The organism is Nitrosomonas sp. sh817 (assembly GCF_030908545.1).
GTDB lineage: Bacteria > Pseudomonadota > Gammaproteobacteria > Burkholderiales > Nitrosomonadaceae > Nitrosomonas.
Window position 1 is genome coordinate 2,670,584 of the sequence record NZ_CP133083.1, and the last position, 15,191, is coordinate 2,685,774.

General features: G+C 44.7%; 16 protein-coding genes and 1 tRNA gene. 5 read left to right on the forward strand and 12 right to left on the reverse strand.

The window, feature by feature from the left end; all coding sequences use genetic code 11:
* Positions 1-82: 82 nt before the first annotated feature.
* The 3 genes from RBH92_RS12655 to RBH92_RS12665 all read right to left on the reverse strand — a co-directional run bounded on the left by RBH92_RS12655 (position 83) and on the right by RBH92_RS12665 (position 2,089).
* Positions 83-940: a Tim44 domain-containing protein gene (locus RBH92_RS12655; protein WP_307932371.1), complete on the reverse strand. Its 858-nt coding sequence runs from the start codon at positions 938-940 to the stop codon at positions 83-85.
* 131 nt (positions 941-1,071) lie between these two features.
* Complete coding sequence (locus RBH92_RS12660; protein WP_307932372.1) at positions 1,072-1,557, reverse strand: DUF3293 domain-containing protein; 486 nt, start codon at positions 1,555-1,557, stop codon at positions 1,072-1,074.
* Positions 1,532-2,089, reverse strand: coding sequence for a c-type cytochrome (locus RBH92_RS12665; RefSeq protein WP_307932373.1), 558 nt, complete (start codon positions 2,087-2,089; stop codon positions 1,532-1,534). Before RBH92_RS12665 ends, RBH92_RS12660 begins: the two co-directional genes overlap by 26 nt.
* A 329-nt stretch (positions 2,090-2,418) precedes the next feature.
* Here RBH92_RS12665 and rpiA point away from each other — a divergent pair, with 329 nt between their 5' ends.
* Both rpiA and phoU read left to right on the forward strand, forming a co-directional pair.
* Positions 2,419-3,078: a ribose-5-phosphate isomerase RpiA gene (rpiA, locus tag RBH92_RS12670; RefSeq protein WP_307932374.1), complete on the forward strand. Its 660-nt coding sequence runs from the start codon at positions 2,419-2,421 to the stop codon at positions 3,076-3,078.
* A gap of 58 nt (positions 3,079-3,136) precedes the next feature.
* A complete protein-coding gene (gene phoU / locus RBH92_RS12675) occupies positions 3,137-3,844 on the forward strand; it encodes a phosphate signaling complex protein PhoU (RefSeq protein WP_292922851.1) in 708 nt (235 codons plus the stop codon).
* Between the two features lie 65 nt (positions 3,845-3,909).
* Here phoU and RBH92_RS12680 read toward each other — a convergent pair whose 3' ends face one another.
* From RBH92_RS12680 to RBH92_RS12705, 6 genes are read right to left on the reverse strand one after another with little or no spacing between them, the layout of a single operon-like run.
* Entirely contained in the window at positions 3,910-4,371 is a 462-nt protein-coding gene (locus RBH92_RS12680) for a type IV pilin protein (RefSeq protein ID WP_307932375.1), read from the reverse strand.
* A 47-nt stretch (positions 4,372-4,418) separates the two neighbouring features.
* Positions 4,419-7,949 carry a pilus assembly protein gene (locus RBH92_RS12685; RefSeq protein WP_307932376.1) on the reverse strand — a complete coding sequence of 1,177 codons (3,531 nt, stop codon included), beginning with the start codon at positions 7,947-7,949 and terminating at the stop codon, positions 4,419-4,421.
* A 32-nt stretch (positions 7,950-7,981) separates the two neighbouring features.
* Positions 7,982-8,569, reverse strand: a complete 588-nt coding sequence (locus RBH92_RS12690) for a pilus assembly PilX family protein (RefSeq protein ID WP_292922854.1) — start codon at positions 8,567-8,569, stop codon at positions 7,982-7,984.
* Entirely contained in the window at positions 8,566-9,333 is a 768-nt protein-coding gene (locus RBH92_RS12695; RefSeq protein WP_307932377.1) for a PilW family protein, read from the reverse strand. The genes RBH92_RS12690 and RBH92_RS12695 overlap by 4 nt, the downstream gene beginning before the upstream one ends.
* Entirely contained in the window at positions 9,330-9,836 is a 507-nt protein-coding gene (gene pilV, locus RBH92_RS12700) for a type IV pilus modification protein PilV (protein ID WP_292922857.1), read from the reverse strand. The genes RBH92_RS12695 and pilV overlap by 4 nt, the downstream gene beginning before the upstream one ends.
* Entirely contained in the window at positions 9,833-10,462 is a 630-nt protein-coding gene (locus RBH92_RS12705; protein ID WP_307932378.1) for a GspH/FimT family pseudopilin, read from the reverse strand. Before RBH92_RS12705 ends, pilV begins: the two co-directional genes overlap by 4 nt.
* Before the next feature lie 141 nt (positions 10,463-10,603).
* Between RBH92_RS12705 and thiO the strand changes: the two genes are divergently transcribed.
* Positions 10,604-11,710, forward strand: coding sequence for a glycine oxidase ThiO (thiO, locus tag RBH92_RS12710; RefSeq protein WP_307932379.1), 1,107 nt, complete (start codon positions 10,604-10,606; stop codon positions 11,708-11,710).
* A 4-nt stretch (positions 11,711-11,714) separates the two neighbouring features.
* Here thiO and ispH read toward each other — a convergent pair whose 3' ends face one another.
* On the reverse strand, positions 11,715-12,659 hold the full coding sequence (gene ispH / locus RBH92_RS12715; RefSeq protein ID WP_292922860.1) for a 4-hydroxy-3-methylbut-2-enyl diphosphate reductase: 945 nt from the start codon (positions 12,657-12,659) through the stop codon (positions 11,715-11,717).
* A gap of 422 nt (positions 12,660-13,081) precedes the next feature.
* Positions 13,082-13,157, reverse strand: a tRNA-Arg gene (locus RBH92_RS12720).
* Between the two features lie 444 nt (positions 13,158-13,601).
* Between RBH92_RS12720 and RBH92_RS12725 the strand changes: the two genes are divergently transcribed.
* Both RBH92_RS12725 and RBH92_RS12730 read left to right on the forward strand, forming a co-directional pair.
* Positions 13,602-14,171, forward strand: a complete 570-nt coding sequence (locus RBH92_RS12725) for a peroxiredoxin (protein WP_307932380.1) — start codon at positions 13,602-13,604, stop codon at positions 14,169-14,171.
* A 62-nt stretch (positions 14,172-14,233) separates the two neighbouring features.
* Positions 14,234-14,605 carry a TraR/DksA family transcriptional regulator gene (locus RBH92_RS12730; RefSeq protein ID WP_307932381.1) on the forward strand — a complete coding sequence of 124 codons (372 nt, stop codon included), beginning with the start codon at positions 14,234-14,236 and terminating at the stop codon, positions 14,603-14,605.
* An 18-nt stretch (positions 14,606-14,623) separates the two neighbouring features.
* Here the strand turns inward: RBH92_RS12730 and RBH92_RS12735 are convergent, their stop codons facing one another.
* A complete protein-coding gene (locus RBH92_RS12735; protein WP_307932382.1) occupies positions 14,624-15,169 on the reverse strand; it encodes a Smr/MutS family protein in 546 nt (181 codons plus the stop codon).
* Positions 15,170-15,191 lie beyond the last annotated feature (22 nt).

A 15,191-nucleotide genomic window follows, 5' to 3' on the forward strand; every position in this document is an offset into this window, starting at 1 on the left:
ACTGACTGATTGTTGAGAAACCTGGCCAGCAATGCAATGCTTTCCCGGCCAGGTTCGTGTTGAATAATTCTTGCGAATAATACTAGGAAACTTGCTGAATACCGGCCAGTAACCAAGTAGCCTCTGGATCTTTCAGATCTTTCTGCACATGCCAGATTTCATCAAACGCTTCAGGCTCGCCATCCGGCAAATCACGCAGTTGCCCGGTAAAGCGGACACTGGCAATCGCCATGTCGCTGGTCGTCTCGACTTCCAGCAGATTGGCATCAATAAACATGACTTCGGTTTGTTGCGGCTCATCTCCGCGTTCTTGAATTTGCGCGCTGATTTCAGCGAGCATTTCCGTAGTCGCAAAATCACGGATTTCGTTAATATCGCCACGGTCATTCGCAGCCTGTAAACGGATAAACGAGGCTTTAGCGTTGCGCAAGAAAGGCTCTACCTTGAAGTCAGCAGGAATATTCGGCTGATTTGACGAGCTGTCGCTGGCTGTTGTTGCCCCTCCGGCAAACGGAGGTGTTTGAAAACGATCCGGTGTCGCAGTATTCATGCCGGAATATTGCATGGAAGCGGCTTGTCCGTCAGTTCTGGGTTTGCGCAGCATACGGATAATGAAAAATACTGCGCCTATCAATAACGCTAAAACAACAAAATCCATCATATTGATATTCTCAAACGCACCACCCATGAAAAGCGCTGCCAATAGACCACCGGCTGCCAGACCAGCCAATGCGCCGCCCCATTTGCTGCCGCCAGAAGCCGCCGCCGCTGGTGCGGCAGCAGGCGCTTGTTGTGGCGTCGGTGTTGCTTGCTGTTTGTTTACGGCTTGACGTTGTGTGCCGATATTTTTACCACCGCCCATGCGCTTTGCTTCTGCGTCGAAGGCGAGCAATCCAAAACTGAGAAAAGCCAGTGTCAGAAAGGTGAGTGTTTTTTTCATCGTTGTCTCCCAAACTGTTATTGAAAAAAAAGAGTATAGCATCCGGTTTGCGTTACCAGCCATACCGGACTAATTTGATAGTAAATTCCAAAAAAAATTGCAAATGGGCTCGCAACGCATTTCCCATGCTGTCAACGCAGCAGGACTAAACGAGGCACGGCATCCTCAGCCATCCATAAAATGGCATTCTGAGAATACTTTTGCCCGATGAATTTAGCGGTATCGAAATCCAAACCCGCCACAAAGAAGCTTTTTTCGACGGGCCAATGCCCCGATGGGTCGAGGTTAATGCCTTCAATAATAGGGTAAGACCGGTGGATTAATAATTTACGTAGCGAGCGATGCGCTGTTTCGTTTTCGTCATGACCCAATTGCTGGCTGTAAGGGTTGTAAGCGCTAATAATTGCCGCGCGAGTACATTTAAGTTCGTTTAGAAGATCTGAAAGGGATCGTGAAAATTGACCGATTCGCAGTGCGATTGATCCCGGCCCGGTGTCTATCCGGTAAATTGCATGGTGATAACTATCAACAAGATCGCAAGCTATTGCAGATGAAGCCACCGGAATTTCATCGGAAGCATTACAACAATTATCAACGTGCATGATCATGGTGCTCATGATCCGCCGCATGGTCCCGGGTTGAATGCGTCAGTTCCTTATATTGCGCTTGGGTCATGCCGCTCATTTTAAAAATAAACGCCACCATCGCCCAAATGGTCGCATCGTCGTGACTCAATCCCCAAGACGGCATAGCGGTCATTTTAATGCCATTTTTGATAACCCAAAAATAACCCCTTGCCAGATCCAGCATTTCGGCTTGATTACTGATTGTTTCTCGTTGAGAAAAAACAGGCGCCTGCGGATAAAGTCCGATCGACAGTTCAGTCGGCTCCATGCCGGGAGCTAAATGACAGCCTGTGCACATTGCATGGTAGTGCGTGGCGCCGATCCTAATCATATCGCCGCTATCCAGCGGTGGAACTTCGATATCCTTTGCGTGCGCATTGATAGAACTGATCCGGATCCACTCAATTAACTTTTCTGTAATAGGCCAGTGCTTTTCTGTGGCAGCAAAGTTATAGACGCCGGAACTGATGGTAATTGCAGCTAATGCTAGCGATATCAACATCAAACTAAGGAATTTTTTCATTTAGTCACCTTGCGCAGTGTTTTTGTGTCCGAATTGCCGGCCAAATTCATACCATTAAAATAAGAAAGCGCTACACAATCCGCCAGTAATATAAAATGCAAGAAAAGCTGAGTACAGCACACGAAACCAAATTCGTCGCAGGCGCGTCAAGCGCTAATTACCACGGCAACTCGATTGCAAAACAAAAAATCAACGTTTCCATAGTACTTCTATTCCAGCCCGTAATCAAACGACATTCTGTTAGACTGCTAGAAACATTGTCTATTTCAGCGGATAACGCTATGCTGATAACTTATATTATTATTTTTCTGTAAAGTATGATGGCTACGATGACACAAGATGAACAAAAGAGAGCAGTTGCAGCAGCGGCAATTCAACATATTCCAGTCGGTTGTATTGTAGGAGTCGGTACGGGGTCTACAGCGAATTATTTCATTGATGAACTTGCAAAAATAAAACACAAAATTGAAGGCGCAGTTGCAAGTTCGGATGCGACGGCTCAGCGTCTTAAAAGTCACGGCATTGAAGTGTTGGATCTGAATAATGTTGTTGACTTGCCCGTGTATGTTGATGGAGCCGACGAAATTACCGAACATCTGCATATGATCAAAGGCGGCGGTGGCGCTCTAACACGGGAAAAAATTGTTGCAGCAGTTGCACGTAAATTTGTATGCATTACCGATCAAACTAAGTTGGTCAACATTCTTGGGGAATTCCCATTGCCGATTGAAGTTATTCCAATGGCCCGTAGTTATGTTGCACGCGAGATTGTCCATTTAGGCGGGCACCCGGCATTACGCCAAGGTTTTATAACTGATAATGGTAATGTCATTTTGGACATTCATGGTTTGCAAATTATGAATCCTGTAGAACTTGAAGCAACTCTTAATCAGATTACAGGCATTGTAACCAACGGGCTTTTTGCACGACGCCCAGCCGATACTTTATTGCTGGGAACCGATAATGGTGTACGTACTATAACTGCTTGATAGGTATCAGCTGTTCCGATTCGTATATTTCATCTTGAAATGACAAAGGCTACATTTTATGGCAAACAAAGAACATATCTCTAAGCAGTTCGATGCAGATCTCGAAGAAGTACGTACGCGTGTTCTGCAAATGGGTGGTTTTGTCGAAGAACAGATCGAATATGCCATTGACGCGCTGACCAGCGGAAATGAGGAATTGATCGATCAAGTTATCACGCGAGATCATCGAGTGAATGCTATGGAAGTATCCATTGATGAAATTTGCAATCAGATTATTGCACGTCGGCAACCTACAGCAAGTGACTTGCGTTTGATTATGATGGTCATAAAAACCATTACCGATCTGGAACGTATCGGTGATGAAGCCGCGAAAATTGCGCGTATGGCTAAATTAATCTATTCCTCGGATCGGATGCATATTCCACGTTTTAATGAGATTAAACATGTCGCAAGTATCGCGATGGATATGCTGCATAAGGCACTTGACTCATTTGCACGACTGGATTTAAACGCAGCCGCACAAATTGTCAGGCAGGATGAATTCGTTGATGAAGAATTTCGCTCTATTCTGCGGCAATTAATTACATTTATGATGGAAGACCCTAGAAAAATCTCCACGTGCCTGGAGATTGTGTTTATTGCCAAAGCTATTGAGCGCATCGGAGACCATGCCAAGAATATGTCGGAATATGTCGTGTATATGGTAAAGGGTAAAGATGTGCGCCATGTAACGGCGGATCAGATTGAGCAAGAAATTAGAGAATAAGCAGAGTTCACGCTAAGCAACACGCTTCCTTCCGACAATTTTCTCTAAAGAAGCTATCTTTTAAACTAGCGATTCCAACAATCCGCGATATTACCATCGGCGCCTTGCACGCCTGTATGTGTCAACGTAAGCGTTCCACAGATATCGCCCGCCATCGTCCCGGTCGGAATTGCTTGGAGGATAAATGTATTGTCCGTTACCGCTTGCAATGAAATATTATATTGAGCTGTTCCATTTCTGGGTGATTGTGTAAGCGGCAAAGCAACCGCGATATCGTCTCCCCCTCTATTCGCAACACCATCCGCTCCTACAGTCGCGTCATATTGATTATTTTGTGTATAAAAACGTTCCATGAATTGTGCATTCTCATAGAGCAACGATTTGGCGACAGCGCGGTTAGACTGCCTTACATAATTTTGGTAGGAAGGTAAAGCAACCGATGCAAGGATACCTAAAATAGCGACGGCAACCATTAACTCAATTAATGTAAATCCCGTCACTTTGATAGAAGAAAATTTTAAATTCATAGTTCTCGCAATATTAAGAATTAAATAAATATTTTTTGACTCGACTATTATTGAATAAGCTCACGCCAAGTAATCCTGCCTCGCAGCCCCGCCGCGCCTTTTGCAGTAGTGGCTTGATTTAATAAACCGTCTGCTTGCGAATAAACGAGAATATCATGTGACTCATCCGAGTGTCCTCTAATACGCGTAACGCCGCCCACGGAAAATCCGATTTCAATACCTGCGGATAAACCATCGTCGAGTGCCAGAACTCGATTTCTATTGGTATCAAATGCTGGAAATGGCAGCATCCCGCCCGTCAAATAGTTGATAGCATTAACAAACCCTCTACCACCAAAATCACAGGGTGACGCAGACGGCACGATCGTGTTAAAAACCAGAATGCCATCCTCCAAGTTGGGAATGCCTGTGAGTCTCTCACCGCTAACTGGTAAATCAATGTACCAGCCTTTAACCGTTGTCGAGTATGGCACGGCATTCTGTGTCAGTGTTCTTACGGAGGAGGCATCAGTCATTACTTGTTGAACAAGTGAGCTTACTGCTACGGTTGCAGTTGTATTGTTATCCCAGACACCATAAATGGATTGGGTATTGATAGTCGTTGTATCTGCTGTCTCCAAATATTTGCCTGTTCCGAATAGGACAAGTTGCCCCCCTTTTGGATGAAAACTTACCGAAGGCGGAGAAATAATCGGCTTGGATGTACCCGATGAAAATAAGGGCGCACCGCTAATAGCAACTTTCCAGCTTGCCGGAGAAGATGTGCTGACATCGAATTTCCATAAGTTCCCTTTGAAATCACCGGCGTAGATCACATCAACTTTCCCATTTCCATTCGAATCAAATGGAGTTGGCGTGGAAAGACCGTTTCCTGTCCCAGCATCGGCGATCAACTTTATATAATCTGTACCTAATGTCCAAGAACCATCTTCTCCACCAGAAATAAATAAAATATAAAGAACTGCTTTACCCCCCGTACTGTTATAACCATTACCGACAATCACAGCCCATTGATTATTCTCCATTTTAACGATCTGCATCGATTGACTGTTAAATGGATTGATTTGCGGAAGATTGTGGCTATAACCCATATCCGCATCATCATTACTCGTGAATTCCCATAACAATAAACTGGCCGCATTCGCTGCAGTAAAAGTTGGAGCTGATTTTGCCGCATCTGCAGGATTAGTCACATCCAATGCAAAATATCCCTGCCCGCCTCCATTTAAGCCACTAACTAGTAAAGTTCTCCATGTCGAAGTAGCGCTCGAATAAACATCTCCCATCATTGGAGAGCCATCAACAAAATATCGATGATTTGAAGTGTAGTTTTTATCAGTTAGCCTACTCAGATTCTCATAGGTTGTGCTAGGTACATAGACTAGTAATTCCTTGCCGGCATCCGCGCTGGTGCATCCAGGTGTCACGCCAGGTATACAGGCATTAAACCCGTGTAACATTCCATCGTTAGCCCCCACGTATATCATGGGTACACGATCTTTATAATTATTTTTAAAAGCTGCATACCCAGGATGATCCACATTGGAATAACCAGCAATCGGTTTCCCTACATAAAGTGGACCAGAGTTAATAATATCGCCCAGTTTACTTGTTGGACGAACACGAAAATTATTAACAGCCGTTGAACTAGCGCAAGTGAATGTTCCGCTTGCATTTTCACGTGCTGCGTCTCCTCGCAGAAATGCTACTCTTTCAGGCCCGCAGTTATCAATAACACCCGATGCATTTTTGTTGAGCAGATCTTTTTGTGCAGAAGTTAAATTGCCATACTCGAATGAAACCCCATCACTACTACTGCCTTTTGTAATAATTACTCGAGAAGAAGGGCTTATTGATCCCGAAGCAAGAGATATTTCTCCGGCATTCCATTCAGTTGTACCCATTACACCTGAGGAGTTGATCGGAATTGACAGAAGCTGGCCACTCCAGTCGCCACTATTAAATTTTGCCTGATATACACGACCATTTGTCGTTAATGAGTTGGAATTGGCTGCTACTGCCGAAGCAGAACCAGTTCTGGCAACAATAGTTCTTAGAGCATTCGTTAACGCATTCGTAAATGCTGTTGGATCAGCGGCGCTAAAAAACTCTCCACGGCTATTTACCGCGGCATGCCATAAATCATCAATTTTATTCGCATCATTTAAGATTGGGTCCGGCCAGGTCTCCGCCCCAGTTGGTATTGAAGAGCGGGAACCTTGAACACCCAAACCGACGGTAAAATTCACCAAATGCTGCCAGAAAGCTGGATCATGCGGGTTAGTTGGCACTTTATTGGGTAAATCTGTACGCAAATCGCTCTTCCAATAGCGCATTGCCACATCGGCCAGCGTGTTGCTATACGCATCCGAATAGGGAAGCGCCGGAACATAACTATAACTCGCGGGAACGGCCGGAGAAGAGTCATTGACGATTGAGCTACCAGACTCATTATCGGAGTTATTCACGCTCGTGAAGGAAGTCTCGGACCAATAACCATCCGTCATCAAAATATTATAATTTTGCCGGCATACGTGCTGAGTACCACCAGTCGATCCCGGTGTTTGTCCCCAAGGCCCTTTATCATCCGCTCGTTTAAAATACTCACCGACCGCCATTAATGCTTCCCGGAGCGGCGTACCTTCTGCCGGAATATCATGATCATAAAGATTATTAAAAAAATTTGTTCGATCGGTTCCGGTAAATTGCCGGACACCAGTTTTTACAACGGTTGTTGCTACACCATCGACCGTCGTAGATCCTTTATTGATTGCGGCGAAACCAACCCGCATGGTATTACCTTGTGCAGCAAAAGCCCGCCCAATCCCTGCGCGTGCCAACAATATGCGAGATCGATAATAGGTATACCAATTGGCAAAATTTTGAATTTCTTCAGCATAAGTACATGTAGGAGCTGCAACACAGTCGGTACGATTAGGCCCACCGGTATAAGTTGAAGTTGTTGATATAATCTGAACTTGCGTATAACTGCTTGCAGCATTGATGCTGCCAGAATTGTAATTGAAGTAGACTGCAGGATAAAAAGTTTTAGAGGTACTGGAAGATCGTGTTCCGTCATCTTTCAGCCAACGAGCCGTCTGCGTGTTATTCACGGTAAGATTTCGACAACCCACTCCCGTGTTGAATGGATTATGGTGAGCACATGTTGGACTCGCATTGCTCATCAGTGATCCATCTGCATTACTCCAAGGCAAGTATCTGACAGTTGGATTGTAATAGATTTTGTTAACATAGCTAGAGCGTAACTTAGCGGCATACCTGTTCGCAGGATCAAAATCGACCACGTAGCTGTTGTAATCATCAGCTCCGTATACACCTGATGCGCGTGGAAACATATAACGCACTTCTTGGATAATCAACTCTTCCGGCATGATCTCAAAATGCATGGATCCTGAATCATCCAGTGTGAACATCACATTCGGAGAGATATTTCCTCCGAGAAAAAGCGGACCATTTGATAATGGTGGAAGCGCATGGGACAAATTAACGGCAAAAAATAAGGCTGCCCCGACCAGACTATTTACTGATATAGAACTACAAAAGAATACCCTCTTCATGATACCAAGCCCCTTTTATTTATCGGGAAGATTTATGGTCTAAATATTTCTTGCAGCCACACAACCGTACCTTGTTTTGCACCTTGAGCACGAATCGTAATTCGATAATAGTTACGCAATACATTTCCTGGCGGTGTTTTCTGTATCCCTTCAATAAGATAAGTTGGTGCGGGCACTCCAGCAGGTAATATAGGTGCTGTATATGTCACACCGTCCACCCTGAAAATTGTCCCTTCAACATAGGCAATCGGACATGTCGGAGTACAATAAGTAGTCCAAGAAGATACCGTATCAACAACCACTCCCGGCGCCTCTGCGCCAGCACCGTAGTAACAAAGCCCATCCGTACATCCAGTATCAAATTCAGATAATCCCTCAATAGGTTTCGGTGAAGTCGTTGTAGGGTCGTTATCGCGGATATGCTGTTCAGCATAACGCAGTCCCATTTCAGCTGCTTGCATTGCCAGCATGCGGTCACGCATATTTCCAGACATTCGTTCCTCTACTGTTGCCATTCTCACCGCAGTAATACCTAATAGGGTTAGCACCATAAGGAAGATTAGGCCGGTAACAAATACAGCCCCCCTTTGCTTAAAATGAAAATTAGGATTTTTATTCATGGCGCAGAATTTATACGGTTCCGCAAATTGATAGTTGCCGTAAATGCTCGTCTTAGCCGTCTATCTGAAGGAATCGCTACTGATGTGCCACTACAATTGAGGTAGTTTCCTGCGGATACCACATTTAATTTCTCCGAACGAATCAACACACAGATACGAGTAGTCACAACTTGATTCCAGTCCACCGGCATTTCTGTATATTGATCAACAGATTGATCGCCGCTGGTATCTATTCCGTAGAGTACTTGGAAATCTTCAACATTATCCAGTAACACTTGTCCTGATGGCGGTGCTGCTGGTACAGGAGGTATATCCGCGATATCACCTTTACACTGTAATTGAGCATTAAGCGAGTCAAGATTAAAATGATTTTGAATAATTCTTCCGGCAACAGTCACCCCAGTACCTTCGCAATCTCTGTCGCCGACAGCACCTTCGTATTGCACCGTCAGAGTATCTGCAACGCCACCGGCACCATTCGTTCCGCTGATCGCAGTACCCTCAAAAGCAACTTTGAAACCCGTGAAAGGAACCTCTACATGTCCCGCTTGTTTGATACTTCGCCCAATAATTTCAAGTGCGTATCGGCCACTTTCTTGAAGTCGGGCATTATCCTCTTGCTCACGAAAAATCTGGCGGCTGCTAACAAAAACTGTCCCAATGACTAATAGCAAAACCAACCCCAACGTCATGGCTATCATCAGTTCAACCAAGCTAAAGCCTCGTTGACTTGAACATTCAAAGAATTTAGTATCCGTTCTCATGGAGAAAATCTTGTTAAAAAACAGCGAGTATTGACTGGGGTTCCGCCAGGACACGCAAGATCCGCTTGGCCATTCATTTCTTTTTCAGTCCACATTAGCGTGATCACAAAACCAATCGCCACACTGCCATTCACTGTTCCTGTACCACCAGGAAGTAATCTGGAATTGGCGGTGTTCCATTGCGCATGGTCATACGCCGCGACTTGTGCGGCATTGCAAATATTCGTCAAACAGTCGTTACTTGCGGGGATAGTTGCTGTGAGTGCATTGTAAGCTCCGGCAGTAACCCCAGCTAAATTCGCACGCATACGATCGGCGATGTCTTCGGTTTGCTTACTAGCAATTGAACGGTAGTGCGCAATATTGTTGCTGCGCGCCCCTGACAAAATCAACGCTGCCATACCAAGCAAGCCAAAAGATACAATTAAGATCGTAATGAGGACTTCTATCAGGCTGAAACCACTATTATTTCGTGGCTTTTTCTCCAAGTATGCGCGATTCATCCACATGTTCCAGTTCCAGTTTCAGAACGCAGACGACCTTGATTATTCAGAACCAATGCTCTCGAATACGTTGCTCCACGGCTGTCACATAAAGAGAAAGTGCCATTAAACCCTGATGAAAAACCATTTGCCGTGAAAGTAACTCTAGTACGTGTTGGCCCAGATCTAAGGGTATTTCCACCAGAAAGCGCCGCATTCACATGCAAGATTTGATCCCCAGCATCAACAACGCCATTACCGTTGGCATCTGCAAAAACCAGCCAACCATCCGACCATACGGTACCCCCTGTACAACTGGTACCATTAGTACTCGGACACATAGTTGCCTGGCTGCTGCGTCTGATTGCTTCGCTTTTTGCTAAAGTAATTGAAGATGCGAAATTATTGCTATGTACAACCATTAAATTATCTTGAGTAAAAGTACGGTAACTGGGAACTGCAACGGATAACAAAATACTTGCCAGACTTAATGTCACAAGCAACTCAACCATGGTAAAACCACATTGAATTTGTAACTGATTATATTTACAGACATTATTCATTCCCGGGATCCCCACTACTGCTTTGCTGCTTTCTTTTAAATCAAACCAGAATATTTTTGTCGTTTTTTTAGCGGCTGCAATCACAAGAAACTTTAGCGAAGTAAAGATGAATCACTTCTTTGACCGCTTGGGCAGTCGGTTACGACTAACTATGATCGGTATCAGATAGAATTATTGGATTTCCCTGGGCTCTTCATTTTTGGTATAAACGGATAATCAAACATCATGAAACAGGACATCATTATCATCGGCGCTGGGATCATGGGTCTTGCATCAGCTGAGCGTCTTTTGGCACAAGGTGCCAGCGTCACGATTTTGGAAAGAAACAAAATAGGGCAGGAATCTTCCTGGGCTGGTGGTGGTATCTTGTCACCGCTCTTCCCCTGGAACTATTCTGATGCTGTAACCCAGCTTACCGGTTACAGTATTGGACTATTTCCAGCCTGGACGTCCAGCTTGAAGAAAAATACCGGGGTAGATCCTGAATACAATAGATCCGGCATGCTGATATTTCCGCCTTTCCAAGCAAACATTGCGATGGATTGGTGCCAAATTCGCGGAATAACGATAGAACATATCGAGACCCCTCTCACCCGAATCAACGAAGAGTGTGTCGGTTCTACCGGCAAAAAGATTGATGATCACGCGTTGTATTTACCGGATATCGCCCAAGTACGCAATCCAAGATTGATAAACGCCTTATTTACACGAATTAAACAGTTAGGTGGAAGAATCATTGAAAATTGCGATGTTTATCCACTAAACACAGAGTCGCAGCAGATAACATCTGTCACCACCGCATGCGGAGAATTTAAAGCCGATCATTTTATCGTCACTACCGGCGCCTGGAGTAAAGAAACATTGGGAATTCATGCTCTTAAGCTGGACATCAAACCGATAAGAGGACAAATGCTGTTATATAAATTCGATACCCCGCCAATAGACCATATCATCGTCCGGGAAGATTTATACATCATCCCTCGCAAAGATGGCCATGTACTCATAGGCAGCACATTGGAAGACGTTGGGTTTAACAAACAGACAACTGCAGCAGCGTTCGAACACCTAATTGGGAATGCGGGAAAAATCTTGCCATTACTTTACCAAATGCCTCTCAAAAGGCATTGGTCGGGACTCAGACCTGCATCGCCTAAAAATATCCCGACTATTGGACGACACCCGGAAATTCGTAACTTATCAATCAATTGCGGGCATTTCCGTTACGGCGTAACAATGGCTCCTGGTAGCGCCGAAATACTGGTTAATGAACTAACGGAATCGGCGCAGCCATTTGATGTCAGCCCTTATCGGATGGGCTGGAATGGTCATTGATAAATCAAGCCTTAGGAAGAGGAAACACCACAGATTCAACCACGCCGCTCAATTCTTCGATCGTTACATCATCACCGATTTGTTCAGCACCAATTTGTTTTAGACGGGATATTACTTGCTGTACCAGAATTTCCGGAGCAGAAGCTCCTGCTGTGATACCAATGTTTCTCTTCCCGACAAACCACCCTTCCTGCAACTGTTCGGCACGATCAACCATATAGGCTTCAACATTTGCATTTCTTGCCACCTCGCATAGACGGTTAGAGTTAGAGCTATTTGGAGAACCGACCACTATGACCAAATCACATTGATTCACCATTTTTTTCACAGCATCCTGCCGATTCTGAGTAGCGTAACAAATGTCATCTTTTTTCGGACCGGTTATCATCGGAAACCGTTTTTTTAGCGCATCGACAATCCTTGCAGCATCATCAACTGACAGGGTAGTTTGCGTGACATAAGCCAAGTTAGCTTCGTCTTTGACATTCAGAGTTTCGACATCGGCTTCCGTTTCCACCAAATACATTCCTTTGTCATCACCCTCGATTTGTCCCATTGTCCCCTCAACTTCGGGATGTCCTTGGTGACCAATCATGATGATTTCTTTCCCTTCCTTACGCATTTTTGCAACTTCAACATGAACTTTGGTAACCAGTGGGCAAGTGGCATCAAAAACTTTTAACTTGCGCTCCGCAGCTTCACGGCGTACTGCATGCGACACACCATGTGCACTAAAAATAAGAATACTGTCTTGCGGTACTTCATCCAAATTTTCCACAAACACAGCACCTTTCTTCTCCAGGTTTTCTACCACAAAGCGATTATGCACTACTTCATGGCGAACGTAGATCGGTGCCCCATGCATCGTTAGCGCGCGTTCAACAATTTCTATTGCACGATCCACACCGGCACAGAATCCTCGCGGATTTGAAAGTAGTACTTTAATCATTTGTATCCCTCCAACAATGGATATTTGCTCTTTTATTGCGTACATACGTTGAAATGCACACAACATCTATCTAAAAAAATAAAAACTCACTCGTATTCGATTTCAAAAAATAACGCAGCATTTTTCCAGTAAACCTAAAACTAATCAGCGGTTCCAAAGAACTGAACACTCGTTATTTGCGTATTCCTTACCAGCAATTCATTGATTGCTTGATTGCTCAAAGCGCTGCCAACTTGCTTTGGCCGTTCATCCAATAAACCTGAATCTTAGACCCCTTTTAATCCTGCCCCCGATAAGATCTGCCGATCTGCAAATTCTAAACGAAGAAATTGTCAGTTACCATCATTCCAATTAGCACATAGCCCTTTCTCTTTGATCAAAAAAGAGCGACACCCGTTATCGCCGCCAATTCTCAACTTCACTGGCGCCCTGAACACGAATCGAACGTGCGACCTACCCCTTAGGAGGGGGTTGCTCTATCCACTGAGCTACCAGGGCAAACTTCGCATTTTACGCTAATCTCATGGAATGAATAAACTGGATATGTAGATTTCTTCAAAGCGATAGAGACAGCGGTTGTAAGATTCAACGACGAAATCGTCAATAAAACCACAGACTGCGATAGTATTGATGCCGAGATCGCCACTAATCAATCGCGGATAACGATAAAACAGTGGTTCGCAGACAAACATCGGCGATTACTCTGATGCGGATTGAATTGTTTTTTTGTGGTGTGATACTGTTTGTACTCGAACGTATGTCTGAAACTTTTACTTTCTTGTTTGGTTCTATTTAGGGATCTGCAGCTTTGAGCAGCTGCTACTGTAAGCAATTCACAAGATTATGAGCCATTACTCCTGCCGGAAACCGGCGATTACAGCTGTTCTAATATTGATTCAACGAGATTGATACGCACAACAAGCCGAATAAGGATTTAATATCATGGAATGGATTACAATTCTGTTGTCAGCACTTGCGTTGGGATTTATGTTTTGGTTTTTTTCCACAAACAAAACACTCCAATTAGGTCAATCTGCGCCGGATTTCAGACTGCCCGACCATCACGGCAAAGTCCACACCCTCTCGGACTTTCACGGAAAATGGCTAGCTTTGTATTTTTACCCCAAAGATGACACGCCAGGTTGTACAAAGCAAGCCTGTTCTTTTCGCGATGGCTTGCAGGAAATAGTACATTTAGGCGCGGCAGTTGTCGGCGTGAGCGTAGACGATACCGATAGTCATGCCGAATTTGCACAAAAATATCAATTGCAATTTCCGCTACTGGCGGATACCGCTGCACAAACGGCTGCTGATTATCATTCTCTCGTTAATCTTGGATTCATCAAGTTTGCTAAGCGCAACACTTTTTTGATTGATCCGGAAGGAAGAATTGCTCGCATGTATTTATCAGCAAGCGCGTCACGAAATTCAACGGAGATAATCGCGGACTTGAAAGGATTTCAGGCAAAAGAATCGAACAAAAATCCTTCCGGTTCACGCCTTCCCGATTAATAAAGGATTGAAAATAGCGACTCCGGCAATATTATTGGATATAGATCAAGTAAGGAGCAAAGATGGCCAATTTTACCGAAACACAATTAACTCAATTGAAAGCTGCGCTTCACAAACGATACCTGGATTTACAGCAGGAAGTTCGGAATGAACTGGCGCATAATCAAGATATTAGCAACTCAAAACTGGAGAATTATCTGAATCAGATTCCAGATGATATCGACACGGCGTTGGTCGACCGGCAAATCAATGAAATGCGCGAGCTCGAAATATCCATGAAATACCTAAGCGAACTGGAATTTGGCGACTGCATTGATTGCGGTAATGAAATCGGATTTGAACGCCTGCTTGCGCAACCATCCGCGCAACGTTGCATTCAATGTCAGAGTAAGTATGAGAGAGACTTTCCGAAAGAATCGACACCTTCGCTATAGAGTCGCGGATTGCCGGATTCAGTTTTTACTTCTAAGCAAGACCAACAGAGCACCACCTCCTCCATCAACTGGTCTCGCCTGACAAAAAGCCAATACATCCGCGCACTGAATCAGCCAATTACCGACTCTTGTCTTTAGAACCGGTTCGCGGTCTTTTGAGCCTAATCCCTTCCCATGAACGATACGAATACAACGGTAGCGATCACGTAAGCAATTTTCCAGGAAAAGAGTCAATTCCTGCCTTGCTTCATCGCGAGTAAATCCATGCAAATCCAATGTCTCATCGATTTTCCAGTAACCGCGGCGTAATCGCCTCAGCGTCTGAGCTGACATGCCAGGCTGTATGAAAGACCACGCATCACCTGTTTCCAGCTCGATAGCAATATGGTCGGAAAGATTGTCTGCTAAGGCCGTTTCATCGATATGTCTGGATTTCCGCGGAACCGAAGCCTTCGCGCGGCTTTGCGGCAATCTGTCCGAAGCGGGTAATGGCGCTACATCACGCATTGCAGTGTGAAATAGCGCTTTATCATCTTCGTCACTGACAGAGTCGTTATGGGCCATTGCCTTACCACAAATTCACATC

Excerpts from the sequence above, each read along its gene's own strand:
- RBH92_RS12655 (WP_307932371.1), bottom strand. The coding sequence starts at position 940 with ATGAAAAAAACACTCACCTTTCTGACACTGGCTTTTCTCAGTTTTGGA.
- RBH92_RS12660 (WP_307932372.1), bottom strand. The coding sequence starts at position 1,557 with ATGAGCACCATGATCATGCACGTTGATAATTGTTGTAATGCTTCCGAT.
- RBH92_RS12665 (WP_307932373.1), bottom strand. The coding sequence starts at position 2,089 with ATGAAAAAATTCCTTAGTTTGATGTTGATATCGCTAGCATTAGCTGCA.
- rpiA (WP_307932374.1), top strand. The coding sequence starts at position 2,419 with ATGACACAAGATGAACAAAAGAGAGCAGTTGCAGCAGCGGCAATTCAA.
- phoU (WP_292922851.1), top strand. The coding sequence starts at position 3,137 with ATGGCAAACAAAGAACATATCTCTAAGCAGTTCGATGCAGATCTCGAA.
- RBH92_RS12680 (WP_307932375.1), bottom strand. The coding sequence starts at position 4,371 with ATGAATTTAAAATTTTCTTCTATCAAAGTGACGGGATTTACATTAATT.
- RBH92_RS12685 (WP_307932376.1), bottom strand. The coding sequence starts at position 7,949 with ATGAAGAGGGTATTCTTTTGTAGTTCTATATCAGTAAATAGTCTGGTC.
- RBH92_RS12690 (WP_292922854.1), bottom strand. The coding sequence starts at position 8,569 with ATGAATAAAAATCCTAATTTTCATTTTAAGCAAAGGGGGGCTGTATTT.
- RBH92_RS12695 (WP_307932377.1), bottom strand. The coding sequence starts at position 9,333 with ATGAGAACGGATACTAAATTCTTTGAATGTTCAAGTCAACGAGGCTTT.
- pilV (WP_292922857.1), bottom strand. The coding sequence starts at position 9,836 with ATGAATCGCGCATACTTGGAGAAAAAGCCACGAAATAATAGTGGTTTC.
- thiO (WP_307932379.1), top strand. The coding sequence starts at position 10,604 with ATGAAACAGGACATCATTATCATCGGCGCTGGGATCATGGGTCTTGCA.
- ispH (WP_292922860.1), bottom strand. The coding sequence starts at position 12,659 with ATGATTAAAGTACTACTTTCAAATCCGCGAGGATTCTGTGCCGGTGTG.
- RBH92_RS12725 (WP_307932380.1), top strand. The coding sequence starts at position 13,602 with ATGGAATGGATTACAATTCTGTTGTCAGCACTTGCGTTGGGATTTATG.
- RBH92_RS12730 (WP_307932381.1), top strand. The coding sequence starts at position 14,234 with ATGGCCAATTTTACCGAAACACAATTAACTCAATTGAAAGCTGCGCTT.
- RBH92_RS12735 (WP_307932382.1), bottom strand. The coding sequence starts at position 15,169 with ATGGCCCATAACGACTCTGTCAGTGACGAAGATGATAAAGCGCTATTT.